The organism is Pseudomonas sp. S30_BP2TU TE3576 (assembly GCF_050436025.1).
Lineage (GTDB): Bacteria > Pseudomonadota > Gammaproteobacteria > Pseudomonadales > Pseudomonadaceae > Aquipseudomonas.
Genome location: NZ_JBNDLK010000001.1, coordinates 3,752,203 through 3,777,307 on the forward strand (window position 1 = coordinate 3,752,203; position 25,105 = coordinate 3,777,307).

Sequence of the window (25,105 nt, forward strand, 5' to 3'; positions counted from 1 at the left end):
CCTGTGGGAGCGGGCTTGCTCGCGAAGGCGGTGTGTCATTCAACATCAATGTTGACTGATCCGACGCTTTCGCGAGCAAGCCCGCTCCCACAATGGTCGCTGTTTCAATCTACAAACAAGTCGGGCATCAGTGCTGCATCGCTGTCCGGCGCAAACCGATAGTGCTCGAACTCAGTCACACCGCTTTCTCGCAGTATTTCCTCATCGATCAACAACCGTCCGGTCAAGCTGCGGTTTGCGCTGCTCAGAATCACATGCGCCGCATCGGCCATGATCGCAGGCGTGCGCGCATGCTTGAATGACTCGCGCGACCCCAACTGAAACTCGATGGCTGCAGTGGCAATCATGGTCTGTGGCCACAGCGAGTTGACGCTGATGCCGTAGTTCTTGAATTCCTCGCTCATGCCCAGGGTCAGCATGCTCATGCCGTACTTGGTGACGGTGTACGGGCTGTATTGGGCAAACCATTTGGTGGCCAGGTTCAGCGGCGGGGAAAGATTGAGGATATGGCCGCCGGACTTCTTCAGATAGGGCAGCGCAGCCTGGCTGCACAGCAATACGGCACGGGTGTTGATCTGGTGCATCAAGTCAAAACGCTTGAGTTCGAGGTGCTGGACTCCGGTCAGCTTGATCGCCCCGGCGTTGTTGATCAGCGCATCGATACTGCCGAAATGTTCGTTGGCCCGGGCCAGCGCTTCACGTACGGCATCCTCTTCACGCACATCCACCTGCAAGGCCAGCGCCTTGCCGCCTGCGGCTTCCACTTCCCGGGCCACGCTGAAAATCGTGCCCGGCAGCTTGGGGTGGGGGTCGGCACTTTTGGCGGCGATCACTATGTTGGCCCCATCGCGTGCGGCCCGCAGCGCAATCTCGCGGCCGATGCCACGGCTGGCGCCGGTGATGAACAGGGTTTTGCCTTGCAATGACATGCTGACGCTCCTGATTGTTGTTATGTGAGCGGGTCGGCTCGACAAACAATGTAGACGAAGTCTTCAGGTGCGAACGATGAGGGGCGACTGGATTGGCTTCTGTGGGAGCGGGCTTGCTCGCGAATACGGTGGGTCAGTTACCGCAGATGCTGAATGTACTACCGCTTTCGCGAGCAAGCCCGCTCCCACAGGGGATCGGTGTAAACCAGAGTTTTAGTGGGACATCACTTCACGAATGTCTTTCGCCAATTCCCGCACACGCTCTTCCTCGGTATCCCACGAGCACATGAAGCGTGCGCCGCCGTTGCCGATGAAGGTATAGAAACGCCAGCCCCTGGCGGTCAGCGCGGCGATGGCCGGTTCCGACAGTTGCAGGAACACGCCGTTGGCTTGCACCGGGAACATCAGCTCCACCCCCGGAATGTCGCTGACCAGTTCGGCCAGCAATTGCGCGCAGTGGTTGGCGTGGCGGGCGTATTTGAGCCAGGCGTCGTTTTCCAGGATTCCGACCCACGGCGCCGACAGGAAGCGCATTTTCGACGCCAGCTGCCCGGCCTGTTTGCAGCGGTAATCGAAGTCTTCGGCCAGTTTGTGGTTGAAAAACAGGATCGCTTCGCCCACCGCCATGCCGTTCTTGGTGCCGCCGAAGCACAACACGTCGACGCCGGCCTTCCAGGTCAGGTCAGCCGGGGAACAGCCGAGGAACGCACAGGCGTTGGAGAACCGTGCACCGTCCATGTGCAGGTTCAGGCCCAGTTCCTTGCAGGTGGCGCTGATGGCGCGGATTTCGTCCGGGGTGTAGACGCTGCCGACTTCGGTGGCCTGGGTCAGGGTGACGACGCGGGGTTTCGGGTAATGGATGTCCTGGCGCTTGAGCGCGACCTCGCGGATCGATTCCGGGGTCAACTTGCCGTTTTCAGTGCGCGCGATCAGCAGTTTGGAACCGTTGGAGAAGAATTCCGGGGCGCCGCATTCGTCGGTTTCGACGTGGGCGGTTTCCGAGCAGATCACGCTGTGGTAACTCTGGCACAGCGACGACAGCGCCAGCGAGTTGGCGGCGGTGCCGTTGAAGGCGAAAAACACTTCGCAGTCGGTTTCAAACAGTTTGCGGAAATCGTCGGAGGCGCGTGCGGTCCACTCGTCGTCGCCGTATGCGCGCTGGTGGCCGTGGTTGGCCTGTTCCATGGCGGCCCAGGCTTCAGGGCAGATGCCGGAATAGTTGTCGCTGGCGAATTGTTGGCTCTTGTCGGTCATGGCCTGCTTCCGTGGTCGAGATGCCTATGGTGAAGCGTCCCGTGGTCAATGAGGGTGCGCACTGTACCCAAGATCGTCAGGTGGAGCGCACAGGATGTCGCTGTTTGGAAAATACAGTGTCGAAGGGCAATTATGCACGTGACAACGCAGGAGATCATGCACAAGGCCATGCACTTAAAGCAGCGCGACGGTGCACTGGATCTGCTCAAGTGGCTGGCGCTTTTGAGCATGGTGCTCGATCACCTGCGATATGTCGGTTATTCCGCCGATCTGTTGTATGTGCCGGGGCGCCTGGCGTTTGCGTGGTTCTGCCTGGCGATGGCGGCCAACCTGGCGCGCGTGCGGGCTCCGACGACCGGCGGCCAGTGGCGCTATCTGGGTTGGTTGTTGCTGTTTAGCGCGGTGAGTGAAATTCCCTACCGGATGTACATTCCTGATCCCGACACCTTGAACGTGCTGCCCACCCTTGCCCTGGGTCTGCTGGTGGTTCGTGGCTGGCAGCAGCCGGTGCTTGCATCACGACTGCTGGCGGCGGGCGCGTTGCTGCTGGCGGCGTTGTTCTCCCAGCGATTGATGTTCGGTTTCTTTGGCGTCCTGTTGCCGCTGGCGATACTGCTGGTGATCCGCCGTCCCTGGTATTTCGCGCTGTTGCCGGGGTTGGTCTGTCTTGCGGCCAATCAATGGCAGGTGCTGTATTACTCCGTTCGGTTGGGCAATCAGGTGGCGATGGCGGCAGTTGCCACTTGTCTGATTGCGCCATGGCTCGGGCTGTTCTTGTTGCGACATGTAAAAGGCGTAAAAGCACCACCGATGCGGCGTTGGGCGTATGGGCTGTATCCCGTGCATTTCCTCGTTTTGCTAGCGCTACGTCAGGCTCTCGCCTAACCCCTGTGGGAGCGGGCTTGCTCGCGAAGCAGGCGCCTCGGTGTCTCAGACAGACCGCGTCATCGTTCTTCGCGAGCAAGCCCGCTCCCACAGGGGGTTGCGTTGATCCATTTCCCGCCATGTCGTAAACGCACCTTTGCGTGGCGTCCATAGGCATTTGACCACTCGACGCCGGTCATACCATCGCTATCAAAGGGCACTGCCGAAAAGCCAGTGCCTCACCGAGACGAATGGCGCACCGCCGCCGCTGGGAGAGACGCGATGTTCAGCAAGCAAGACCAGATCCAGGGTTACGACGATGCACTGCTGGCGGCTATGAATGCCGAAGAGCAACGTCAGGAAGATCACATCGAGCTGATCGCGTCGGAGAACTACACCAGCAAGCGTGTCATGGAAGCGCAAGGCAGCGGCCTGACCAACAAATACGCCGAAGGTTATCCGGGCAAGCGCTACTACGGCGGTTGCGAACACGTCGACAAGGTTGAAGCCCTGGCCATCGAGCGCGCCAAGCAACTGTTCGGCGCCGATTACGCCAACGTGCAGCCGCACTCCGGCTCCTCGGCCAACAGCGCCGTGTACCTGGCCCTGCTGCAAGCCGGCGACACCATCCTCGGCATGAGCCTGGCCCACGGTGGTCACCTGACCCACGGCGCCAAAGTGTCGTCCTCGGGCAAGCTGTACAACGCCGTGCAGTACGGTATCGACACCAAGACCGGCCTGATCGACTACGACGAAGTCGAGCGCCTGGCTGTCGAGTGCAAGCCGAAGATGATCGTTGCCGGTTTCTCGGCCTACTCCAAGACCCTCGACTTCCCGCGCTTCCGCCAGATCGCCGACAAGGTCGGTGCGCTGCTGTTCGTCGACATGGCCCACGTCGCCGGTCTGGTCGCTGCCGGCCTGTACCCGAACCCGCTGCCTTACGCCGATGTGGTCACCACCACCACCCACAAGACCCTGCGCGGTCCGCGTGGCGGCCTGATCCTGGCCAAGTCCAACGAAGAAATCGAGAAGAAGCTCAACGCGGCAGTTTTCCCGGGTGCCCAGGGCGGCCCGCTGATGCACGTGATCGCCGGTAAGGCGGTGTGCTTCAAGGAAGCGCTGGAGCCAGGCTTCAAGGCTTATCAGCAACAAGTGATTGATAACGCCCAGGCCATGGCCGGCGTATTTATCAAACGCGGCTACGATGTAGTGTCCGGCGGTACCGACAACCACCTGTTCCTGGTCAGCCTGATCCGTCAGGGCCTGACCGGCAAGGACGCGGATGCAGCACTCGGTCGCGCCCACATCACTGTGAACAAGAACGCTGTCCCGAACGATCCACAGTCGCCGTTCGTCACCTCCGGCCTGCGCATCGGCACCCCGGCGGTGACCACTCGCGGCTTCAAGGTGACCCAGTGCGTCACGCTGGCCGGCTGGATCTGCGACATCCTCGACAACCTCGGCGATGCCGATGTCGAGGCCAATGTCGCGCAGCAAGTGGCAGCCCTGTGCGCGGACTTCCCGGTTTATCGCTGAGTGCGGTTTTGGAGTAAATGACTATGCAACGCTACTCGGGCTTCGGCCTCTTCAAACACTCTCTCAGCCATCATGAAAACTGGCAGAAAATGTGGCGCACGCCGACCCCTAAAAAGGTCTACGACGTGGTCATCGTCGGCGGTGGCGGGCATGGTCTCGCCACGGCCTACTACCTGGCCAAGGAACACGGCATCACCAACGTGGCCGTGGTCGAGAAAGGCTGGCTGGGCGGCGGTAACACCGCGCGCAACACCACCATCGTGCGTTCCAACTACCTGTGGGACGAGTCGGCGCACCTGTACGAACACGCGATGAAGCTGTGGGAAGGCCTGTCCCAGGACCTCAACTACAACGTGATGTTCTCCCAGCGCGGCGTCTACAACCTGTGTCACACCCTGCAGGACATCCGTGATTCCGAGCGTCGGGTCAGCGCCAACCGCCTCAACGGCGTGGATGGTGAACTGCTCGATGCCAAGCAAGTGGCCGACGAGATTCCGTACCTCGACTGCTCCAAGAACACTCGCTACCCGGTGATGGGCGCGACCGTCCAGCGTCGCGGCGGCGTGGCCCGTCACGATGCCGTGGCCTGGGGCTTTGCCCGGGCCGCCGATGCCCTCGGCGTGGACCTGATCCAGCAGACCGAAGTGATCGGTTTCCGCAAGGAAAACGGCGTGTGCATCGGCGTTGAAACCAACAAGGGCTTCATCGGCGCCAAGCGCGTCGGCGTGGTCACTGCCGGTAACTCCGGGCACATGGCCAAGCTCGCCGGTTTCCGCCTGCCGATCGAATCCCACCCGCTGCAAGCGCTGGTGTCCGAGCCGATCAAGCCGATTATCGACAGCGTGATCATGTCCAACGCCGTGCACGGCTACATCAGCCAGTCCGACAAGGGCGACCTGGTGATCGGCGCCGGTATCGACGGCTACAACGGCTACGGCCAGCGTGGTTCGTACCCGGTGATCGAGCACACCATCCAGGCCATCGTCGAGATGTTCCCGGTGCTGTCGCGAGTACGCATGAACCGTCAGTGGGGCGGCATCGTCGACACCACGCCGGATGCCTGCCCGATCATTTCGAAAACCCCGGTACCGAACATGTTCTTCAACTGCGGTTGGGGCACCGGTGGCTTCAAGGCTACACCTGGCTCGGGCAACGTGTTTGCCGCAAGCCTGGCCAAGGGTGAAATGCACCCGTTGGCCGCACCTTTCTCCATCGACCGTTTCCACAACGGTGCGTTGATCGATGAACACGGCGCTGCTGCGGTCGCCCACTAACAGGAGAAATCCCCATGTTGCATATCTTCTGTCCTCACTGCGGCGAACTGCGCTCCGAAGAGGAATTCCATGCATCCGGCCAGGCGCACATCCCGCGCCCACTGGATCCGAACAGCTGCACCGACGAGGAGTGGGGCGACTACATGTTCTTCCGCGACAACCCGCGCGGTCTGCACCACGAGCTGTGGGATCACGTCGCCGGTTGCCGCCAGTACTTCAACGTCACCCGCGACACCGTGACCTACGAGATTCTCGAAACCTACAAGATCGGCACCAAGCCACAATTTACCGACAAGACCGATAGCCCGAAAGCGGCCAACACGGCTCTGGGAGAGAAGGTATGAGCCAGATCAATCGCCTGTCCAACGGCGGACGGATCAACCGCAACAAAGTCTTGACCTTCACCTTCAACGGCCAGAACTACAAAGGCTTCGAAGGCGATTCCCTGGCCGCTGCACTGCTGGCCAACGGCGTTGACATCATCGGTCGCAGCTTCAAGTATTCCCGTCCGCGCGGCATCTTCGCCGCCGGTGCCGAAGAGCCGAACGCGGTGCTGCAGATCGGCGCCACCGAAGCCACGCAGATCCCGAACGTGCGCGCCACGCAACAGGCGCTGTATCAAGGTTTGGTCGCCACCAGCACCAACGGCTGGCCGAGCGTGAACAACGACATGATGGGGATTCTCGGCAAGGTCGGCGGCAAGCTGATGCCACCGGGTTTCTACTACAAAACCTTCATGTACCCGCAATCGTTCTGGATGACTTACGAGAAGTACATCCGCAAGGCTGCCGGCCTTGGCCGCTCGCCGACCGAGAACGATCCGGACACCTACGACTACATGAACCAGCACTGCGACGTGCTGATCGTTGGCGCTGGCCCTGCCGGCCTGGCCGCTGCATTGGCGGCTGCACGCAGCGGCGCCCGTGTGATCCTCGCCGATGAACAGGAAGAGTTCGGCGGCAGCCTGCTCGATTCCCGCGAAAGCCTCGACGGCAAACCGGCGATGGAGTGGGTGGCCAGCGTCATCGACGAATTGAAGAACACCCCTGACGTGCTGCTGTTGCCGCGCGCCACCGTCAATGGCTATCACGACCACAACTTCCTGACCATTCACGAGCGCCTGACCGATCACCTCGGCGACCGCGCCCCGATTGGCCAGGTGCGTCAGCGCATCCACCGGGTTCGTGCCAAGCGTGTGGTGCTGGCGACCGGCGCTCACGAGCGTCCACTGGTCTACGGCAACAACGATGTACCGGGCAACATGCTCGCCGGCGCCATCTCGACCTACGTGCGTCGTTACGGCGTGGCACCGGGCAAGAAGCTGGTCTTGAGCACCAACAACGACCACGCCTACCGCGTTGCCCTGGATTGGCTCGATGCCAGCCTGCAAGTGGTGGCCATCGCCGACGCCCGCAGCAACCCGCGTGGTGCGCTGGTGGAAGAGGCCCGCGCCAAAGGCATCCGCATCCTCACCGGCAGCGCCGTAATCGAGGCCCGTGGCAGCAAGCGCGTGACCGCTGCCCGTGTGGCCGCCATTGATGTCAAAGCCCACACCGTGACCAGCCCAGGCGAATGGCTTGAATGCGACGTGGTGGCCAGCTCCGGTGGCTACAGCCCGGTGGTTCACCTGGCTTCGCACCTGGGTGGCAAGCCGATCTGGCGCGAAGACATCCTCGGTTTCGTACCGGGCGAAGCACCGCAGAAACGCGTGTGCGTCGGTGGCATCAACGGCGTCTATGGTCTTGGCGATTCCCTGGCCGATGGTTTTGAAGGTGGTGTGCGCGCCGCCGCCGAAGCCGGCTTCCAATCGGTCGAAGGCGTGCTGCCGAAAGCCCTGAGCCGTCTCGAAGAGCCGACCCTGGCGCTGTTCCAGGTACCGCACGAAAAGAACACCGCACGGGCGCCGAAGCAATTCGTCGACCTGCAAAACGACGTCACCGCTGCCGCCATCGAACTGGCGACTCGCGAAGGCTTCGAATCGGTCGAGCACGTCAAGCGCTACACCGCGCTGGGCTTCGGCACCGATCAGGGCAAGCTCGGCAACGTCAACGGCCTGGCCATCGCCGCCCGCTCGCTGAACGTGACCATCCCGCAGATGGGCACCACCATGTTCCGCCCGAACTACACGCCGGTGACTTTCGGCGCCGTGGCCGGTCGTCACTGTGGGCACATCTTCGAGCCGGTGCGTTACACCGCGCTGCATCAATGGCACCTGAAAAACGGCGCCGAGTTCGAAGATGTCGGCCAGTGGAAACGTCCTTGGTACTTCCCGAAATCCGGTGAAGACCTGCATGCCGCGGTGAAGCGCGAATGCAAAGCCGTGCGCGACAGCGTCGGCCTGCTCGATGCTTCGACCCTGGGCAAGATCGATATCCAGGGCCCGGATGCGCGCGAGTTCCTCAACCGCGTCTACACCAACGCCTGGACCAAGCTCGACGTGGGCAAGGCGCGTTACGGCCTGATGTGCAAAGAAGACGGCATGGTGTTCGACGACGGCGTGACGGCTTGCCTGGCCGACAACCATTTCGTGATGACCACCACCACCGGCGGCGCGGCACGCGTGCTGCAGTGGCTGGAGCTGTACCACCAGACCGAATGGCCGGACATGAAGGTGTACTTCACCTCCGTCACCGACCACTGGGCAACCATGACCCTGTCCGGGCCAAACAGCCGCAAGCTGCTCAGCGAAGTCACCGACATCGACTTGAGCAGCGAAGCCTTCCCGTTCATGACCTGGAAAGAAGGTCTGGTCGGCGGTGTACCGGCGCGGGTGTTCCGGATTTCGTTTACCGGTGAGCTGTCTTACGAAGTCAACGTGCAAGCCGACTACGCCATGGGCGTACTGGAAAAAATCGTCGACGCCGGCAAGAAGTACAACCTGACGCCGTACGGCACTGAAACCATGCACGTGCTGCGGGCCGAGAAGGGCTTCATCATCGTCGGTCAGGACACTGACAGCTCGATGACCCCGGACGACCTGAATATGGGCTGGTGTGTCGGTCGCACCAAACCGTTCTCGTGGATCGGCTGGCGTGGCATGAACCGCGAAGACTGTGTGCGTGATCAGCGCAAGCAACTGGTTGGCCTGAAACCGATCGATCCGACCAAATGGCTGCCGGAAGGTGCGCAACTGGTGTTCAACACCAAGCAAGCCATCCCGATGACCATGGTGGGTCACGTGACTTCCAGTTACCTGCACAACTCCCTGGGCTATTCGTTTGCCATGGGCGTGGTCAAGGGCGGGTTGCAGCGGATGGGCGAGCGAGTGTTCGCACCGCTGGCCGATGGCAGCGTGATCGAGGCGGAAATCGTTTCTTCGGTGTTCTTCGATCCGAAGGGTGAACGCCAGAACGTTTGATGGCTTCAAGACTTGTGAGTGGGCAATGACACTGAGTCGGCCCATTCGCGAGCAAGCCCGCTCCCACAGGGGAATGCGGTCGAATGTGGGAGCGGGCTTGCTCGCGAAGGCGGCGGAACAGCCACCACAAGGGCCGGAACCAACAGAATTCAGAACAGGTGCTTTATGACCGCAGCCAATGTTTACCAACAACGCCCAACCTCCGGGGCCAAGGCCGAGTCGTCGTTGCATCATGCCGACCTCGCCAGCCTGGTGGGCAAGGGCCGCAAGAACGCCGGCGTGACCGTGCGTGAGAAGAAACTCCTCGGTCACCTGACCATTCGTGGCGATGGCCACGATGCCGCGTTTGCCGCGGGCGTGCACAAGGCTCTGGGCATTGAATTGCCGGGCGCGCTGAGCGTTATCGTCAAAGGCGAGACCAGTTTGCAATGGATGGGGCCGGATGAGTGGCTGCTGATCGTGCCGACCGGTGAAGAGTTCGCCGCCGAGCAAAAACTGCGCAAAGCACTGGGCGATTTGCACATTGCAATCGTCAACGTCAGTGGCGGCCAGCAACTCCTCGAACTGAGCGGCCCGAACGTGCGCCAGGTGCTGATGAAGTCCACCAGCTATGACGTTCACCCGAACAACTTCCCGGTGGGTAAAGCTGTCGGCACGGTGTTCGCCAAGTCGCAACTGATGATCCGTCACACCGCCGAAGACACCTGGGAACTGCTGATTCGCCGCAGCTTCTCGGATTACTGGTGGTTGTGGTTGCAGGATGCGTCCGCCGAATACGGCCTCAGCGTCCAGGCCTGAATCCCTGTAGCAGCTGCCGTAGGCTGCGTTCGGCGACGAAGTCGTCGTCGAACTTGCGACAGCGTTCTTTCAGACTGATCCGGGATTCAGGTTTTACGACGGCTTCGCCGCCGAACGCAGCCTTCGGCAGCTGCTACACAAAGCGGCGTTGCTGCTACTTTCGAACAGGAGTCACGCATTATGAGCCGCGCCCCAGACACATGGATTCTGACTGCCGACTGCCCCAGTGTGCTCGGCACCGTGGACGCGGTGACCCGCTTTCTGTTCGAGCAGGGCTGCTACGTCACTGAACACCATTCCTTCGATGACCGGCTCTCGGGTCGTTTTTTCATTCGTGTGGAATTCCGCCAGCCTGATGGCTTCGACGAACAGTCGTTCCGCGCGGGTCTGGCCGAGCGTGGCGAAGCCTTCGGCATGATTTCCGAACTGACCGCGCCGAACTACCGGCCGAAAGTGGTGATCATGGTCTCCAAGGCCGATCACTGCCTCAACGACTTGCTCTATCGCCAACGCATAGGCCAGTTGTCGATGGACGTCGCCGCCGTGGTCTCCAACCACCCGGACCTCAAGCCACTGGCCGACTGGCACCAGATTCCGTACTACCACTTCCCGCTGGATCCGAACGACAAGCCGTCCCAGGAACGTCAGGTATGGCAGGTCATTGAAGAGTCCGGTGCGGAACTGGTGATTCTTGCGCGCTACATGCAAGTGCTGTCGCCGGAGTTGTGCCGCAAGCTCGATGGCAAGGCGATCAACATCCACCACTCCCTGCTGCCCGGGTTCAAGGGCGCCAAGCCCTATCACCAGGCCTACAACAAGGGCGTGAAACTGGTCGGTGCCACTGCGCATTACATCAACAACGACCTGGATGAAGGTCCGATCATTGCCCAGGGTGTGGAAGCGGTGGACCACAGCCATTATCCGGAAGACCTGATCGCCAAGGGGCGGGATATCGAAGGGCTGACGCTGGCCCGGGCCGTTGGATATCACATCGAAAGAAGAGTGTTTTTGAACGCGAACAGAACGGTCGTTCTCTAGATCGCCATCGCGAGCAAGCTCGCTCCCACAGGTTTTGTGTTGTTCACAGATCTTGTGTCCACCCCCGATCCACTGTGGGAGCGAGCTTGCTCGCGATGGGGCCCTGACAAACAACATAAGACACACAGGCAATAACCCGAGTACTTAACGCGCTGCCTGCCTGGGCAACGCGGTTCCATAAAAACAACAGCGAGGTGAAAGCATGTCTGGCAATCGTGGTGTGGTGTATCTCGGCGCTGGCAAGGTCGAAGTGCAGAAGATTGACTATCCGAAAATGCAGGACCCGCGTGGCAGGAAGATTGAACACGCTGTCATCCTGCGTGTGGTGTCCACCAACATCTGTGGTTCCGACCAGCACATGGTGCGTGGTCGTACCACGGCGCAAACCGGCCTGGTGCTGGGTCACGAGATCACCGGTGAAGTGATCGAGAAGGGCAGTGACGTCGAAAACCTGCAAATCGGCGATCTGGTCTCGGTACCGTTCAACGTGGCTTGCGGGCGCTGCCGTTCCTGCAAGGAAATGCACACCGGCGTGTGCCTGAGCGTCAACCCGGCGCGTCCGGGCGGTGCCTACGGTTACGTCGACATGGGCGACTGGACCGGTGGCCAGGCGGAATACGCCATGGTGCCGTACGCCGACTTCAACCTGTTGAAACTGCCGGATCGCGATCGGGCGATGGAAAAAATCCGCGACCTGACCTGCCTCTCCGACATCCTGCCAACCGGTTACCACGGCGCAGTGACTGCCGGCGTTGGCCCGGGCAGCACTGTGTACATCGCTGGCGCCGGCCCGGTTGGTCTGGCCGCTGCCGCTTCGGCTCGCCTGCTGGGTGCTGCCGTGGTGATCGTCGGTGACGTCAACACCATCCGCCTGGCCCACGCCAAGGCCCAGGGTTTCGAAATCGCCGACCTGTCCCTCGACACGCCGCTGCACGAGCAAATCGCTGCGCTGCTGGGCGAACCGGAAGTGGATTGCGCCATCGACGCCGTAGGCTTCGAAGCCCGTGGCCATGGCCATGACGGCGTGAAACACGAAGCCCCGGCCACCGTACTCAACTCGCTGATGGGCGTGGTGCGTGTAGCCGGCAAGATCGGTATCCCCGGCCTGTACGTCACCGAAGACCCGGGCGCTGTCGACGCTGCCGCAAAAATGGGCAGCCTGAGCATCCGCTTCGGTCTGGGCTGGGCCAAATCCCACAGCTTCCACACCGGCCAAACCCCGGTGATGAAGTACAACCGCCAGCTGATGCAGGCAATCATGTGGGACCGTATCAACATCGCCGAAGTGGTCGGCGTTCAGGTGATCAGCCTGGATCAGGCACCACAGGGTTATGGCGAGTTCGATGCCGGCGTGCCGAAGAAGTTTGTGATCGATCCGCACAAGATGTTCAGCGCGGCGTAAGTCTTCACGCAATAAAAAAACGGCGACCTTCGGGTCGCCGTTTTGTTTGGGGCGTAAACCATACCTTCCACCAAGGGTCAGGGTCAGCAGGCTGGCAATCAATGGCGTTTTGATCGAAGTGCGTTTCATGGTGATGATCCTTGTGATGAGAATCGGCCAGGAGTGTCTGTGCGTGCTTGATATACGTGCGCGGTGGCAGGCTGGATGCAGTGCGGGGGGATTTTTTCCTGTAGGCGCGAGCTTGCTCGCGATGGAGGTTAACGAAGAGGGGGGCTGCCTGGATAAACGCAGTGCCCTGGAGTTCATCGCGAGCAAGCTCGCTCCTACGATGGATGGCGGGAACAATGTCGGGGCATATCAGTCCAACGCACAGTTTTGCGCCGCCCATTGCCGGGCGGTGTTCATAGAGGATGTCTGAATGAAGATTTCACGCGGTTTTGCCCTGGCATCGCTCTTGACCCTGGCGGTCAGCCCGGCCTTTGCACAGTTCAACCTGAGCGATGCGGCCAATGCCATTGCAGGCATGAAGGGCGGTGACGCGACCGCGACTGCCGCACCGACGCCGCAGACAGCCGACCTGCTGAGCACCCTCAGTGAATTGAACATCACCCCACAGCAAGCCATCGGCGGCGCCGGGGCGATGCTGGGTCTGGCGAAGAACCAATTGAGTTCGACCGACTATTCGGAATTGGCCAAAAGCGTGCCGGGCATCGACATGCTCTCGGGAGGCGGTGAGTTGGGTGCGCTGGCCGGTCTGCTCGGCTCCAGCGGCAAAGCTGTAGGGCTGGATAATGCCCTGGGCAACGTCAAGGACACCAACGACCTGAACAACGCCTTCAGCGCCCTGGGCATGGACAGCGGCATGATTGGCCTGTTTACCCCGGTGCTCCTGCAATACCTTGGTCAGCAGGGTGTCGGCGGTTCACTGCTGCAAAGCCTGGGCGGGATCTGGGGTGCCGGCACCGGTAGTTGATTCAGCGGCGCCCGGCGCGCAAGGCGTCGATGCGCTGATCCTTCTCGATCCAGAGCTGGTTGACCCAGTTCTGGACCTTCTCGCGAAACAACGGATCGTTTTCGTAATCGCCCTGCCACAGCGTCGGGTCGAGTTCGCGGGTCCGGATGTCGATGATGACGCTTGGCACATTGCCGCTGATCAGGTCCCAGAACCCCGGAATCTTCTGCTGCGGATAAACCACCGTCACATCGAGAATCGCGTCCAGCTGTTCGCCCATTGCCGCCAGCACAAATGCCACTCCGCCGGCCTTGGGCTTGAGCAAGTGATTGAACGGTGACTGCTGCTGTGCACGTTTAGCCGCGGTAAAACGGGTGCCTTCGAGGTAATTGACCACCGTCACCGGTTGGCGCTTGAACAGTTCGCAGGCTTGTCTGGTGATTTCAAGATCCTTGCCCGCGAGTTCCGGGTGCCTGGCCAGGAATGCCTTGCTGTAGCGCTTCATGAACGGGTAATCCAGCGCCCACCACGCCAGGCCCAGGAAGGGCACCCAGATCAGTTCTTTCTTGAGGAAGAATTTGAAGAACGGCGTCCGTCGGTTCAGCGTCTGGATCAGCGCCGGGATGTCGACCCAGGATTGATGGTTGCTGATCACCAGATACGAGGTGTCGCGGCGCAGATCGTCACCGCCACGAATGTCCCATCGGGTGGGGATACAGACACGGAAGATCAGCTTGTCGATCTCGGACCAGGTCTCGGCAATCCACATCACCGACCATGAGGCGTAATCGCGAAAACGGCCAGGCAGGACCAGTTTGAGCAGGGCAAACACCATCAACGGCCCGATCAGGACCAGGGTGTTGAGCGCAAGCAGCAGGGTCACGAAACAGCCGGTGAGCAGGCGGCGCATAAGTCACTCGTGGAAGCGGATGGGCGCGCCATGATAAGCAGCTTGGGGCGACAGGCCAAATCGGCTGATGACGAATGTTTCACTTTTGGATGGCTATGCTCGACGCTGAAGTTGTGTTGAATAGGCTGGCCTCTTCGCGAGCAAGCCCGCTCCCACAGTGTTTGTGTCGAGTGCGAAACCTGCGAAGGGACCTCAGGGGCGAACGAATGGCTCAACGACTGTCTAAAACCTCGCATCCGCCGCCCCCATTTTCCCAGGAAGTCCAAGACGTGAAATCCCTCCTTGCAGTGCTCTCCCTCATCGCCCTGCCGGTCATGGCCGCCGAGCCGACCCTCTATGGGCGTTACGAATACATCGCCCTGCCGGAAATCGGCGGGCAGGTCCTCAAGGCGAAAATGGACACCGGTGCACTGACCGCGTCGCTGTCGGCGAAGGACATCGAAACCTTCAAGCGTGACGGCGAAGACTGGGTGCGTTTTCGCCTCGCGACCAAGGACGCGAGCAACAAAGTCTACGAACACAAAGTTGCGCGGATCAGCAAGATCAAGACTCGCTCCGAAGAGGAGGAAGATGACAGCGAAGTCGTCGCGCCGACGAAGCGTCCAGTGGTCGATCTGGAGCTGTGCCTGGGCAGCGTCAAGCGCACCGTGGAGGTCAACCTCACCGACCGCAGCAGCTTCAACTACCCGCTGCTGATCGGCGCCAAGGCGTTGCGCGAGTTCGGGGCGGCGGTGAATCCGGCCCGGCGGTTTACGGCGGACAAGCCGGATTGCTGATTATTTAAGCGCAAGCAGCTTTGCGCGGCGATCTCAGTGTGTGAGTGCCTAGAGCTTCGGCATCGTCGCAATCATCGAGGGCCGCTGACTCACCTCGAAATACCACCCCGCCAACTGCGGGTTCGCCTCGCGCCAATCCAGATCCGGATGGCGCAGGTCCAGATACCCCAACGCACACGCCACGCTGATCGCCGCCACATCGAAGTGGCAGGTCAGCTCGGCAATTGCGTCTTTCTCCAGCAGCGCCAGGGCGCGGCGGATTTTGTCGCGCTGGCCGTCGAGCCATTCGTCCCAGTGTTTCTCCGGAGCGCGCAGGGCGACTTCGTAACGCACCAGCACGGCCGCGTCCATGATCCCGTCGGCCAGTGAAGCGAGGGTCAGGCGCCGCCAGCGGGCTGAGCCTTCGCGGGGGATCAGCGGGTTGCCGACGTGCTGATGATCGAGGTAATCGAGGATCACCCGGCTGTCGTGGATGATGTTGCCGTCGGCCAGGCGCAGGGCCGGGATTTTGCTCAGGGGATTGTCGTCGATCAGGGTCAGGTCCGGGTTGACCGGGGTGAGTACGCTGGTTTGCAACGCCACACGGTTCTGCTGACCGGTTTCGTGCAACAGCACCATGACTTTGCGAACGAATGGGGAAAGCGGGTTGTGGTACAGGGTCATGCTCGGGGCGGACATGGCAACGTCTCGGTCGGTGGCGGTGTCGAGCAGCATAGCGCGTTGACTTGATAGCTCAAGACCACAAAAAACACAGATCCTCTGTGGGAGCGGGCTTGCTCGCGAAAGCGGTGTATCAGTCGCATCAGATGTTGCCTGACAATCCGCCTTCGCGAGCAAGCCCGCTCCCACAGGGTTTAGCGGCGTTGCAGCAGACCGCGCAAGGCAAGGACAGCCGGGATGCCCAGGCCAACCCAGCTCAGGGCGTCCCAAACGCCATCCCCCAGCAGCGCGGAAAACAGCCCGGCTGCGCTGAACAGGGCGATTACCGTGGGTGTCGAGAAGACCTTCCAGAAGTTCGACCGCCGGGGTTTCATGCCACGCTCTCCACTTTTTCCGGCATAGGCTTGGCGGCCTTGCGCCGCAGCACCCACAAATAGACACCGCTGCCGAGCACAATGATGGTCAGCACATCCAGGGCCGCCCAGAGGATCTTCATCGGCATGCCGCCGTAGTCACCGAAATGCAGCGGCTGCGACATGCCCATGGCGTCCATGTACCACGGTCGTTCGGCCACGGCGGTGACTTGCAGGGTGCTGGCGTCGATCAGTACCGGCGTCAACAGGTGCGAGGTCAGCTGCGTACTGCCTTTCATGAACACCGCGTAATGGTGCTCACTGGAAAACCGTGTGCCGGGGAAGGCGATGAAGTCCGGTTGCATGTCCGGCGCGACATCCTTGGCGATGTCGAGCAAAAGAGTGGCCGGTGCCCATTGCGTCAGCGGTGGCGCATCGCGATACGGCGCGACCATCGCGCTCAGGCTGTCGTTGCGCCAGGCGGCAATAATCAGGTCGGCGCAGGCACTGATCACGCCGGTCACGCCGACCACCAGGGCCCAGGTCAACGTCACCACACCGATCAGGTTATGCAGGTCGAGCCAGCGCAGGCGCGTGGATTTGTCCTGGCGCACGGTGGCGAATTTCATACGACGCATGAACGGCAAGTACAACACCGTGCCGGAAACAATTGCCACCACGAACAAAATCCCCATGAACGCCAGCAGCAGCTTTCCCGGCAGCCCCGCAAACATATCCACGTGCAGGCGCAGCATGGTCATCATGAAGCCGCCGTTGGCGGATGGCGTTTCCAGCGCTTCGCCGGTACGGGCGTCGAGCATGAAGGTGTGGGACGAGTTGGGCTCGGTGCCTGCGGTCGCGGCCATGATGGTCAGCACGGCGTTGGGCTCATCGTCCTCGAAGCCGAAATACTGCATGACTTCACCGGGACGGTGTTTCTCGGCCGCTTCTACCAACTGCTGCAAATTCAGGTGCGGGGTGTCCGCCGGCATTTCCTTCACTTCAGGTGCATCGCCCAGCAAGTGGTCGATTTCGTGGTGAAAGATCAACGGCAGGCCGGTTAGCGCCAGCAGCAACAGGAACACCGTACAAATCAGGCTGGTCCAGGTATGAACGGCGGACCAGCGGCGAATTGTTTTACTTTTCATTTCGTAGCCTTCAGAAAAGCCAAAACCGTCCACAAAGAACGGCCTGGTCATTGGGCGTATCAGCTCAAGGCGTTACCACTTGTACGTTGCACTCGCGACGACACTGCGCTGGTCGCCGTAGTAGCAGTAGAAGCTGTCGCACGTCGAGATGTAGTCCTTGTCGAACAGGTTGGTCGCGTTAACGGCCAGCGAAGCGCCTTTGAGGCTGCTGTCCAGGCGACCGAGGTCGTAGTGAACTACTGCGTCGAACACTGTGTAGGCGCCAGCCTTGCCCAGCCAGGTGTTGGCCTGGTCGCCGTAGGTGTTGCCGGTGTAGCGCGCGCCGGCGCTGATGCCGAAGCCGTCCAGCTTGCCGTTGTGCCAGGTGTAGTCGCCCCACACCGACGCTTGCTGGTTAGGCATCAGTTGCAGGCGATTGCCCTTGTAGATGCCCTCTTGCACTTCGGATTTGGCCAGGGTGTAGGCAGCGGTGACCTTGAGGTTTTCGCTCACGTCGGAAACAGCTTCCAGCTCCAGGCCTTTGACTTTCACTTCGCCGGTCTGGCTGGTGACTGTCACATTGCCCACGTTGTTGGTGACGGAAACGTTTTTCTGGGTCAGGTCATACACAGCCGCCGTCAGCAGCGTGTTGCTGCCTGGTGGCTGGTACTTGATACCCAGTTCCCATTGTTTGCCTTCGGTCGGCTTGAACGACTCGGTCGGCGAGGCGGCGGCATTGCTGGTCGGCTGGAACGATTCGGCGTAGGACAGGTACGGCACGAAGCCCGAGTCGAACACGTAGCTGATCGCCGCGTTGCCGCTGAAGTTCTTGTCGCGTTCGGTGTTGGTGGCATCGCCCTTGTTGAAGAATGTGGTTCCGGTGTGGACCCAGTCTTCACGACCACCGAGGGTCAGGCGCCATTGGTCGAGGGCCATCTGGTCCTGGATGTACAGGCCGGTCTGCCGGGTCTTCTGTTCGTAGTCATAGAACGCCGTGGAGCGTGGCGGACGGGTGATCGGCAAGCCATAGACCGGGTCGTTGACGTTGATGCCCGGCGCGGTGCCGAAGATCGACAGGTAATTGGTGGTGTTGCGCTGGTGGTCCAGGCCGATCAGCAAGGTGTGAGTGACGTCGCCGGTGACGAAGTCGCCCTGGAAGTTGTTGTCCACGGCGAATTGGGCGATGTCTTCGTCGACATTGGTGGTGCCACGGCCAGTGTTGCCTTGATCGTCGACGACAAATCCGAGGTTGGCAAGGTCAGGGTTGTAGCTGTTGACGGTCACGGCCTGGAACGACAGCTCCGACTTGGTGTAGCGCAGGTTCTGCCGGAACTGCCAGACATCGTTCAGGCGATGTTCGAAGGCATAACCCAGCGCGTAGTAGGTGCGGTCGTAGAAGTCGTAGTTCGGATCACCCAGGTTCTTGTGGTGGGAAATCTCGCCGAACGGCATGTCGATCTTGGTGCCCTGGATCGGATAGAACTGACTGGTGATACCGGTATCGTCACGGGTGAACTGCGTGAGCAGGGTGAACCGGGTGTCTTCGTCGATGTTCCAGGTCAGGCTCGGCGCAATGTTGTAGCGCTTGTCATCGATGTGGTCGATGGGCGTGCCGCCGTCGCGCAGCACGCCGCTGAGGCTGTAGAGGAACTGGCCTTCGTCGTCGATCTTGCCGGTACTGGCGAAGTTGATCTGGCGATGATTGTCGCTGCCGTATTGCAACTGGATTTCGCTGCTGGCTTCGGCGCTTGGGCGACGGCTGACCATGTCCAGCAGGCCGCCCGGCGGGGTCTGGCCGTACACGGACGAGGCGGGGCCGCGCAGCAGAGCCAGGCGGTCGAGGTTCCAGGTTTCCTGTTTCGGGTTGGCGTACACACCTTTTGGCAGTGGCAGGCCGTCGAGGAATTGAGTCGGTTCGAAACCCCGCACGCGCAACCAGTCGGCGCGGGTGTCGCTGCCGAAGCTGCTGGCGGTGATGCCCGGCAGGTAGCGCACGGCATCATCGAGGGTGTGTACGTTGCGGTCGTCCATCTGTTGGCGAGTAACGACTGAAATCGAACGCGGTGCCTCGACCAGCGCGGTGTCGGTCTTGGTGCCGGCGGCGGTGCGTTTGGCCGTGTAGCCTTGCACCGGGCCCCAGGCACTTTCAGTATCTTCCACGCCGATCACGCTGGTGGCCGGCAGGTCCATCACACCCTCGGGCACGGCCACCAGGCTGTAGGTGCCCGCATTGCTCTGCTCCAGTTGCAGGCCGGTGCCACGCAGGGCTTCGCGCAGGGCGCCGGCTGCGTCGAACTGGCCTTTGACCGGGGCCGAGGTCTTGCCCGCCGCCAGGGATGGATCAAACGACAGGGCCAAACCGGCCTGGCTGGCGATCTGGTTCAGGGTGCTGGCTAGTGGTGCGGCCGGCAGGTTGTAGGCGTGGACGCTGGACGCCTGTTCAGCGGCGACCAGTTGGCTGCTGGCCAAAGGGGTACAAAGGGCAATGGCGACCGCCAGCAAACTGCGGCGTATCAGGGAGTCTAGCGAACGGGGCATACAGCGGCTCCTGAATGGAAATATTTCTCAATTGCCTGTGTGCCGAACGAAAATCAAAAAGTGATAGGGCGGGATGAAAATTATTTCGATTCAGAAGTCGGTTGCGGCTGGTATTGGGTCAAACCGGTCTTTGTGGGGAGTCGAAGGCCGTCATCGCGAGCAAGCTCGCTCCTGCAGTTGAATGCGGTTCCCTGTGGGAGCGGGCTTGCCCGCGAAGGCGGACTGTCTGGCGCTACGATTTCAGGGTTTGTTGTCAGCCTTGGCCACCACCTTCACCCACCATTGCGTGTGCTGTTCGATCTGCACAGGCAAAGCTGGCAACAGGGCGTTCAGCGCCAGGTCGGTGTCGCGTAGCGGAAAGCTGCCGGTGATGCGCAGGTCCGCCACTTGCGGCTCGACCCCGACGTAACCGGGTCGATAGCGGCCGATTTCATGCACCAGATCTTCCAGCCGCGTGTTGTCCACCACCAGCATGCCGCGGGTCCAGGCATCCGCGCCGAGGTTGATGGCCCCAACCGGACCCAGGCCATTGCTGCGGATCAGCACCTGCTGACCTTCGCGCAGAACCTGTTCGTCAGGGCTGGCCCCGGGGTGAACCGCCACCGCCGACTGCAACACACTCAGGCGCGTGCCTTGTTCTTCGCGCTTGACCAGAAACCGCGTACCCAGCGCGCGCATGCTGCCTTCACGGGTTTCGACGATGAATGGCCGGGGATCGCCATGGCCGGTTTCAACCAGGATTTCACCTTCCTGAAGCACGATGCGTCGCTGCTTTTCATCGAAGCGCACATCCAGGGCACTGTGGGTGTTGAGATTGATCAGCGTGCCATCAGCCAGGCGCAGGGTGCGCTGCTCACCCACGGCGGTGCGCTGGTCGGCCAGCCAATAATCGATCGGCAGGTAACGTGGCCCGGCAAATAGCGCCAGGCCGATCACGGCCACCACGCTCGCCACGCCATTGCCTAGCTTGCGCACCCGCCGACGAATGCCTTCTCGCGATTGCAGCAGGGCAGTGCGGGCCGGGCCGCTGGCCACGCTGAAACGCTGGTCGAGCATGCCCAATTGGCGCCACGCGCGTGCGTGCTCTTCGTGGGCAGCGTGCCACTTGGCGAATTCTTCGCGCTCTACCGGGTTGGCGCCGTCCATGGACAACTGCCAGGCAATCGCCGCATCCAGCACGTTGGCCGATACCGGTTTGGAACTGACCGGGTTCATGTCGGCTCACCGTACAGCGCGATGTAGCACTGGCGAATGCCTTGGGCCAGGTACTGACGCACCCGCGGCACCGACACCCCCAGGCGCTCGGCGATTTCCGCATGGCCTAGGCCGTCGAGACGGTTGTAGAGAAACGCCGCCCGGGCCTTGCTGGAAAGCTTGCCGAGCAAACGGTCGATGTTTTTCAGGTCTTCGAGGATCATTTGCTGTTCTTCCGCCGACGGTTGTTCGGCTTCGGGAATCAGCATCAGCTCGGTGAGATAGGCCTGTTCCAGGGCGGCGCGACGGAAATAATCGAACAGCAGGCCCTTGGCAATCGCCACCAGAAACGCCCGCGGCTCGCGCGGTTCCTTCAGTTCCTCACGGCCCAGCAAGCGCACGAAAGTGTCCTGGCTCAGGTCTTCGGCCCGCTGCGGGCAGGCGACATTGCGTCGAAGCCAGGCCAATAGCCAACCGCGATGGTCGCGATACAACGCACCGACGAGCTCACTTTGAGGGCTTGGGACTGACGACACGCAACATCACCGATTGGGAAATATTAACTAACGAGAATTGTTCGCGATTGTGGCAGAGGCGAGGGAGGTAAGCAATTGGCGTTGGTCGTGTGGGAAATTGGCGATACCCCCTGTGGGAGCGGGCTTGCTCGCGAAGGGGCCAGCCCATTCAACATCAGTGGCGTCTGACACACCGCCTTCGCGAGCAAGCTCGCTCCTACAGGGGCGTAAAGGTCAGAAGGACGGCGCCTGCCGCCGACGTTTCCACTGACTCAATCGCTGTTGCAGATTCAACGGGCTATGAATCTGCTGCTGCCGCGCACGGCTGAACAGGATCAGCGCCAGTTCAGCGGTGGCCAGGGCGTCGGCGCTGGCGTGGTGGCGTTCGAAGACTTCGAGCTTGAACCAGTCGATCCAATCGTCCAGCCCCGCCTCGCGAATGTGCGCTTGGGGACATAGCAGCGGTGCAATGTCCGCCACATCCAGAAACGGATGCTGCAACTTGCAACCCAGATGATCTTTCAGCGCACGTCCGAGCATGTGCTGGTCAAACGGCGCGTGGAAGGCCAGCACCGGACTGTCACCGATGTATTCCATCAGTTCGAGCAGCGCTTGCGCCGGGTCGCTGCCCGCTGCAATGGCGCTGGGGCCGATACCGTGGATCAGCACGCTGGGGCCGAGTTTTACTTGCGGATATTGCAGGGTGCGTTCGAACTGCTGGCGAAAGTCGATGGCCCCGTCCTCGATCACCACTGCACCGATGGACAACACGCGGTCCTTGTTCAGGTTCAACCCGGTGGTTTCCAGGTCGAGCACCACCCAACGCTGTTCACGCAGGCTGCATTCGCTCAGGGCGGCAGCGGCGGGCAAGCGTTCCAGGCGTAGTTGCAGGTCGGCGGGCAGGGCGAGGCTTGCCGGGCGCAGCCAGGAAAACAGGCTCATAACTGATACCGCAAGGTCAGGCTGCTTTGCAGGCGTTGTGCCTGGCGCAGGGACTCCCGCAGGATGCGCCGGTCCAGATGATTGAGGCTGTCGGGATCGACCCGATTTGAGTAGGGAAAATTCTCCCGGGTCTGTAGTTGATGTTGCTGCATACGGGTTTGCTGGATGAAGTGATAGGCCTCTTCGTACGCGGCACCGTCCAGGGGTTCGATGACCTCTTTGACGACCAACTGGCGAAAACGCTCCAGCGTGTTGTTGGCCTCGATGCCATGGGCCAGGGCCAGTAACCGGGCGCCATCGACAAACGGGGTCAGACCCTGAACTTTCAAATCCAGGGTGGCCTTTTCGCCGTTTTTGCGCGCCAGCACGAATTCGCGGAAGCGCCCTACGGGTGGGCGATTGCGCAGCGCATTCTCGGCCATCATGCGCTGGAACAAACGGTTGTCGCCGACCTGATCGAGAATCGCCCGACGCAACTGCTCGCAGCTTTGCTCGCTGCCCCAGACCACGCGCAAATCGAAATAGATGCTCGAACCCAGCAGGTTCTCCGGGGTTGCCTCGCGGATAAACGCCGAAAAACGCCGCGCCCATTCGACCCGGGACAGGCACAGCTCGGGGTTGCCGGCCATGATATTGCCCTTGCACAAGGTGAAGCCGCACAGCGCCAGGCTCTGGTTGATCTGCTGGGCGATGGGCAACAACTTGCCGCGTATTTCGGCAGCCTGGGCCGCATCCCTGGCTTCGAACAGAATGCCGTTGTCCTGATCGGTATGCAGAGTCTGCTCGCGACGGCCTTCGCTGCCGAAACACAGCCAGCTGAACGGTACGCCGGGGTCGCCTTTTTCGGCGAGGGTCAGTTCGATCACCCGGCACACGGTGTGGTCGTTGAGCAAGGTGATGATGTGGGTGATCTGCGTCGAAGACGCGCCGTGGGCCAGCATGCGCTCGACCAGTTGACCGATTTCGCCCCGCAGCGCCACCAGGTTTTCCACCTTCTGGGCATTGCGGATAGTGCGCGCCAGGTGCACCAGGTCGACCCGCTGCAGGGAAAACAGATCGCGCTCCGAGACTACGCCGCACAAGCGTTGGTCCCTGACCAGGCAGACATGGGCGATATGCCGCTCGGTCATGGCAATCGCCGCGTCGAAGGCGCTGTGATCCGGCGACAGGAAAAACGGCGCCCGGGTCATGTGCCTTTCGATGGCTTCGTTGAAATCACTGCTGCCGTCGGCCACGGTCTGGCGCAAGTCGCGCAGGGTGAAAATCCCCAATGGCGCCTTGTGTTCATCGACCACCACGATGCTGCCGACTTGCTGTTCATGCATCAGCGTCACGGCTTCGCGCAACGGCGTTTGCGGGGCGCATGTCACCGGGTGGCGCATAGCCAATTCGCCCAGTCGGGTATTGAGCGAATATTGAGTGCCGAGGGTTTCCACGGCTTTTTGCTGCACTTGCTGGTTGACCTGATCCAGCAGGCTGCTGACGCAGCGCAGGGCGAAGTTGCGGAAGGTGTCCGATAGCGAAAACAGGCGGATGAATGCCGGTTTGTTCAGTTGCAGGCAGAAGGTGTCTTCGCCGGCAAGGTGCTCGGTGCGGGTCGCCCGTTCACCCAGCAACGCCGCGAGGGGGAAACACTCGCCGGTGGTGATCTCGAAGACCGTTTCGGTACCACCTTTTGCCGTATCCGGACGCTCGCCCACCACCCGGCCTTGCTTGACGATATAGAAGTGCTCAACCGGGCCGTCGGCAGGTTTGATGATGCTCTCGCCGGGGGCGTAAAAACGCAGCTGACATTGCTCGACCAGATACGCCAGGTGTGCGTGTTCCATCTGGTTAAAAGGCGGGAAGCGCTGAAGGAATTGCAACGTGCCCTGGATGTTCTGCAACACCGCGGTTTTCCCTGCCTGTGTGAAGGCGTCCGCTTTACTCATAACCATTACCGCAGTCTTTTTTTGGATTTGTCGTTGTCGGATGACTCACCCATGGTCGACCCCCGCGGTCGAGGTGCCCATTGGACGTAAGTCTAGGTAGGCAATCAGCGTGATGGAATGTCGGAAAAGCCCTACGCAACTGTGAGAAAAACCTCTCTATCCTGCTATTGGAAAATTATCCAACGAAGTGCACATTGAGGGCCTGCTTAGCGATGTCTCCCCACTATGCTAGGGAAATGAATTGAACATGTAGAGAACGCCATGTCCGACCACGATATTTTGAGTGACGCCGAGCGCGAGGCGCTCAGTGCCGTGATGCTGGAGCCGGATCTGCCACCGCAACGGGTGCTGGTCGTCGATGACGACAAAGATGCCCGGGATCTGCTGTCAGAGATGCTGGCGCTGGACGGCATTCGCTGCATGACGGCGGCCAGTGGCGAAACCGCTCTGAAGATGCTGGAAGAGAAACCCTCGATTGGCCTGGTGATTACCGATCTGCGGATGGGGCATATCGATGGCCTGGAGCTGATTCGCCAGGTGCGTAAATCGGTGCGGGCCGCGATGCCGATCATCATCGTTTCCGGCGATGCCGACGTGAAAGACGCCATCGCTGCCATGCATTTGAGTGTGGTGGATTTCCTGCTCAAGCCCATTGATTCCGGCAAGTTGGTGGGGTTGGTCAAGCATGAGCTTGGGATGGAGCCTTAGTCCAAACCAGTAAACCCTGCACAATCTCTGTGGGAGCGGGCTTGCT

At 61.0% G+C, this 25,105-nt stretch carries 23 protein-coding genes; 12 read left to right on the top strand and 11 right to left on the bottom strand.

All coding sequences use genetic code 11. The features are described 5' to 3' along the window. Positions 1-104: 104 nt before the first annotated feature. Both ABIA48_RS17035 and ABIA48_RS17040 read right to left on the bottom strand, forming a co-directional pair. The gene (locus ABIA48_RS17035) at positions 105-929 is read right to left on the bottom strand and encodes an SDR family oxidoreductase (RefSeq protein WP_277532499.1); all 825 of its coding nucleotides are present in this window, start codon (positions 927-929) and stop codon (positions 105-107) included. A gap of 213 nt (positions 930-1,142) precedes the next feature. Then, entirely contained in the window at positions 1,143-2,183 is a 1,041-nt protein-coding gene (locus ABIA48_RS17040; RefSeq protein WP_310056332.1) for a low specificity L-threonine aldolase, read from the bottom strand. A 132-nt stretch (positions 2,184-2,315) separates the two neighbouring features. On the opposite strand from ABIA48_RS17040, the gene ABIA48_RS17045 reads away from it, so the two are divergent. The 10 genes from ABIA48_RS17045 to ABIA48_RS17090 all read left to right on the top strand — a co-directional run bounded on the left by ABIA48_RS17045 (position 2,316) and on the right by ABIA48_RS17090 (position 13,426). Then, positions 2,316-3,068: a TraX family protein gene (locus ABIA48_RS17045; protein WP_429490139.1), complete on the top strand. Its 753-nt coding sequence runs from the start codon at positions 2,316-2,318 to the stop codon at positions 3,066-3,068. Positions 3,069-3,329: 261 nt separating this feature from the next. Beyond that, positions 3,330-4,583 carry a serine hydroxymethyltransferase gene (glyA, locus tag ABIA48_RS17050; protein WP_204930875.1) on the top strand — a complete coding sequence of 418 codons (1,254 nt, stop codon included), beginning with the start codon at positions 3,330-3,332 and terminating at the stop codon, positions 4,581-4,583. Positions 4,584-4,606: 23 nt separating this feature from the next. Beyond that, complete coding sequence (locus tag ABIA48_RS17055; RefSeq protein WP_007947735.1) at positions 4,607-5,857, top strand: sarcosine oxidase subunit beta; 1,251 nt, start codon at positions 4,607-4,609, stop codon at positions 5,855-5,857. Positions 5,858-5,871: 14 nt separating this feature from the next. Further along, a complete protein-coding gene (locus ABIA48_RS17060) occupies positions 5,872-6,201 on the top strand; it encodes a sarcosine oxidase subunit delta (protein WP_150719125.1) in 330 nt (109 codons plus the stop codon). Next, entirely contained in the window at positions 6,198-9,215 is a 3,018-nt protein-coding gene (locus tag ABIA48_RS17065; protein WP_429490142.1) for a sarcosine oxidase subunit alpha, read from the top strand. The genes ABIA48_RS17060 and ABIA48_RS17065 overlap by 4 nt, the downstream gene beginning before the upstream one ends. Before the next feature lie 165 nt (positions 9,216-9,380). Continuing rightward, positions 9,381-10,013: a sarcosine oxidase subunit gamma gene (locus ABIA48_RS17070; RefSeq protein WP_429490143.1), complete on the top strand. Its 633-nt coding sequence runs from the start codon at positions 9,381-9,383 to the stop codon at positions 10,011-10,013. Positions 10,014-10,193: 180 nt separating this feature from the next. Further along, a complete protein-coding gene (gene purU, locus ABIA48_RS17075; protein WP_108231674.1) occupies positions 10,194-11,051 on the top strand; it encodes a formyltetrahydrofolate deformylase in 858 nt (285 codons plus the stop codon). Between the two features lie 202 nt (positions 11,052-11,253). Next, the gene (fdhA, locus tag ABIA48_RS17080; RefSeq protein WP_007981376.1) at positions 11,254-12,453 is read left to right on the top strand and encodes a formaldehyde dehydrogenase, glutathione-independent; all 1,200 of its coding nucleotides are present in this window, start codon (positions 11,254-11,256) and stop codon (positions 12,451-12,453) included. A 127-nt stretch (positions 12,454-12,580) separates the two neighbouring features. Next, on the top strand, positions 12,581-12,871 hold the full coding sequence (locus tag ABIA48_RS17085; RefSeq protein ID WP_429490145.1) for a hypothetical protein: 291 nt from the start codon (positions 12,581-12,583) through the stop codon (positions 12,869-12,871). After that, positions 12,872-13,426: a DUF2780 domain-containing protein gene (locus tag ABIA48_RS17090; RefSeq protein ID WP_429490147.1), complete on the top strand. Its 555-nt coding sequence runs from the start codon at positions 12,872-12,874 to the stop codon at positions 13,424-13,426. It begins immediately after the preceding gene. 1 nt (position 13,427) lies between these two features. On the opposite strand, the gene ABIA48_RS17095 is transcribed toward ABIA48_RS17090, so the two are convergent. Then, on the bottom strand, positions 13,428-14,315 hold the full coding sequence (locus ABIA48_RS17095) for an acyltransferase (protein ID WP_429490149.1): 888 nt from the start codon (positions 14,313-14,315) through the stop codon (positions 13,428-13,430). A 269-nt stretch (positions 14,316-14,584) separates the two neighbouring features. Here ABIA48_RS17095 and ABIA48_RS17100 point away from each other — a divergent pair, with 269 nt between their 5' ends. After that, the gene (locus ABIA48_RS17100; protein ID WP_429490151.1) at positions 14,585-15,091 is read left to right on the top strand and encodes an ATP-dependent zinc protease family protein; all 507 of its coding nucleotides are present in this window, start codon (positions 14,585-14,587) and stop codon (positions 15,089-15,091) included. 48 nt (positions 15,092-15,139) lie between these two features. Here ABIA48_RS17100 and ABIA48_RS17105 read toward each other — a convergent pair whose 3' ends face one another. From ABIA48_RS17105 to ABIA48_RS17140, 8 genes are all read right to left on the bottom strand, one after another. Further along, positions 15,140-15,769, bottom strand: a complete 630-nt coding sequence (locus ABIA48_RS17105) for a glutathione S-transferase family protein (protein ID WP_033063022.1) — start codon at positions 15,767-15,769, stop codon at positions 15,140-15,142. Between the two features lie 176 nt (positions 15,770-15,945). Continuing rightward, positions 15,946-16,125 (bottom strand): hypothetical protein, encoded by a 180-nt coding sequence (locus ABIA48_RS17110; protein WP_429490152.1) that lies wholly within the window; start codon positions 16,123-16,125, stop codon positions 15,946-15,948. Next, positions 16,122-17,252, bottom strand: coding sequence for a PepSY-associated TM helix domain-containing protein (locus tag ABIA48_RS17115; RefSeq protein WP_429490154.1), 1,131 nt, complete (start codon positions 17,250-17,252; stop codon positions 16,122-16,124). Before ABIA48_RS17115 ends, ABIA48_RS17110 begins: the two co-directional genes overlap by 4 nt. Before the next feature lie 72 nt (positions 17,253-17,324). Then, on the bottom strand, positions 17,325-19,769 hold the full coding sequence (locus ABIA48_RS17120) for a TonB-dependent siderophore receptor (RefSeq protein WP_429490156.1): 2,445 nt from the start codon (positions 19,767-19,769) through the stop codon (positions 17,325-17,327). Between the two features lie 240 nt (positions 19,770-20,009). Beyond that, positions 20,010-20,984: a FecR domain-containing protein gene (locus ABIA48_RS17125; protein WP_429490158.1), complete on the bottom strand. Its 975-nt coding sequence runs from the start codon at positions 20,982-20,984 to the stop codon at positions 20,010-20,012. Beyond that, a complete protein-coding gene (locus tag ABIA48_RS17130; RefSeq protein ID WP_033063019.1) occupies positions 20,981-21,499 on the bottom strand; it encodes an RNA polymerase sigma factor in 519 nt (172 codons plus the stop codon). The genes ABIA48_RS17125 and ABIA48_RS17130 overlap by 4 nt, the downstream gene beginning before the upstream one ends. Positions 21,500-21,712: 213 nt before the next feature. Next, positions 21,713-22,420, bottom strand: coding sequence for a 3'-5' exonuclease (locus tag ABIA48_RS17135; RefSeq protein ID WP_429490160.1), 708 nt, complete (start codon positions 22,418-22,420; stop codon positions 21,713-21,715). Further along, on the bottom strand, positions 22,417-24,357 hold the full coding sequence (locus tag ABIA48_RS17140; RefSeq protein ID WP_429490162.1) for a putative nucleotidyltransferase substrate binding domain-containing protein: 1,941 nt from the start codon (positions 24,355-24,357) through the stop codon (positions 22,417-22,419). Before ABIA48_RS17140 ends, ABIA48_RS17135 begins: the two co-directional genes overlap by 4 nt. A 255-nt stretch (positions 24,358-24,612) precedes the next feature. On the opposite strand from ABIA48_RS17140, the gene ABIA48_RS17145 reads away from it, so the two are divergent. Further along, positions 24,613-25,059, top strand: a complete 447-nt coding sequence (locus ABIA48_RS17145; RefSeq protein ID WP_429490164.1) for a response regulator — start codon at positions 24,613-24,615, stop codon at positions 25,057-25,059. Positions 25,060-25,105 lie beyond the last annotated feature (46 nt).

Excerpts from the sequence above, each read along its gene's own strand:
- ABIA48_RS17035 (WP_277532499.1), bottom strand. The coding sequence starts at position 929 with ATGTCATTGCAAGGCAAAACCCTGTTCATCACCGGCGCCAGCCGTGGC.
- ABIA48_RS17040 (WP_310056332.1), bottom strand. The coding sequence starts at position 2,183 with ATGACCGACAAGAGCCAACAATTCGCCAGCGACAACTATTCCGGCATC.
- ABIA48_RS17045 (WP_429490139.1), top strand. The coding sequence starts at position 2,316 with ATGCACGTGACAACGCAGGAGATCATGCACAAGGCCATGCACTTAAAG.
- glyA (WP_204930875.1), top strand. The coding sequence starts at position 3,330 with ATGTTCAGCAAGCAAGACCAGATCCAGGGTTACGACGATGCACTGCTG.
- ABIA48_RS17055 (WP_007947735.1), top strand. The coding sequence starts at position 4,607 with ATGCAACGCTACTCGGGCTTCGGCCTCTTCAAACACTCTCTCAGCCAT.
- ABIA48_RS17060 (WP_150719125.1), top strand. The coding sequence starts at position 5,872 with ATGTTGCATATCTTCTGTCCTCACTGCGGCGAACTGCGCTCCGAAGAG.
- ABIA48_RS17065 (WP_429490142.1), top strand. The coding sequence starts at position 6,198 with ATGAGCCAGATCAATCGCCTGTCCAACGGCGGACGGATCAACCGCAAC.
- ABIA48_RS17070 (WP_429490143.1), top strand. The coding sequence starts at position 9,381 with ATGACCGCAGCCAATGTTTACCAACAACGCCCAACCTCCGGGGCCAAG.
- purU (WP_108231674.1), top strand. The coding sequence starts at position 10,194 with ATGAGCCGCGCCCCAGACACATGGATTCTGACTGCCGACTGCCCCAGT.
- fdhA (WP_007981376.1), top strand. The coding sequence starts at position 11,254 with ATGTCTGGCAATCGTGGTGTGGTGTATCTCGGCGCTGGCAAGGTCGAA.
- ABIA48_RS17085 (WP_429490145.1), top strand. The coding sequence starts at position 12,581 with ATGGTGATGATCCTTGTGATGAGAATCGGCCAGGAGTGTCTGTGCGTG.
- ABIA48_RS17090 (WP_429490147.1), top strand. The coding sequence starts at position 12,872 with ATGAAGATTTCACGCGGTTTTGCCCTGGCATCGCTCTTGACCCTGGCG.
- ABIA48_RS17095 (WP_429490149.1), bottom strand. The coding sequence starts at position 14,315 with ATGCGCCGCCTGCTCACCGGCTGTTTCGTGACCCTGCTGCTTGCGCTC.
- ABIA48_RS17105 (WP_033063022.1), bottom strand. The coding sequence starts at position 15,769 with ATGTCCGCCCCGAGCATGACCCTGTACCACAACCCGCTTTCCCCATTC.
- ABIA48_RS17110 (WP_429490152.1), bottom strand. The coding sequence starts at position 16,125 with ATGAAACCCCGGCGGTCGAACTTCTGGAAGGTCTTCTCGACACCCACG.
- ABIA48_RS17115 (WP_429490154.1), bottom strand. The coding sequence starts at position 17,252 with ATGAAAAGTAAAACAATTCGCCGCTGGTCCGCCGTTCATACCTGGACC.
- ABIA48_RS17120 (WP_429490156.1), bottom strand. The coding sequence starts at position 19,769 with ATGCCCCGTTCGCTAGACTCCCTGATACGCCGCAGTTTGCTGGCGGTC.
- ABIA48_RS17125 (WP_429490158.1), bottom strand. The coding sequence starts at position 20,984 with ATGAACCCGGTCAGTTCCAAACCGGTATCGGCCAACGTGCTGGATGCG.
- ABIA48_RS17135 (WP_429490160.1), bottom strand. The coding sequence starts at position 22,420 with ATGAGCCTGTTTTCCTGGCTGCGCCCGGCAAGCCTCGCCCTGCCCGCC.
- ABIA48_RS17140 (WP_429490162.1), bottom strand. The coding sequence starts at position 24,357 with ATGGTTATGAGTAAAGCGGACGCCTTCACACAGGCAGGGAAAACCGCG.
- ABIA48_RS17145 (WP_429490164.1), top strand. The coding sequence starts at position 24,613 with ATGTCCGACCACGATATTTTGAGTGACGCCGAGCGCGAGGCGCTCAGT.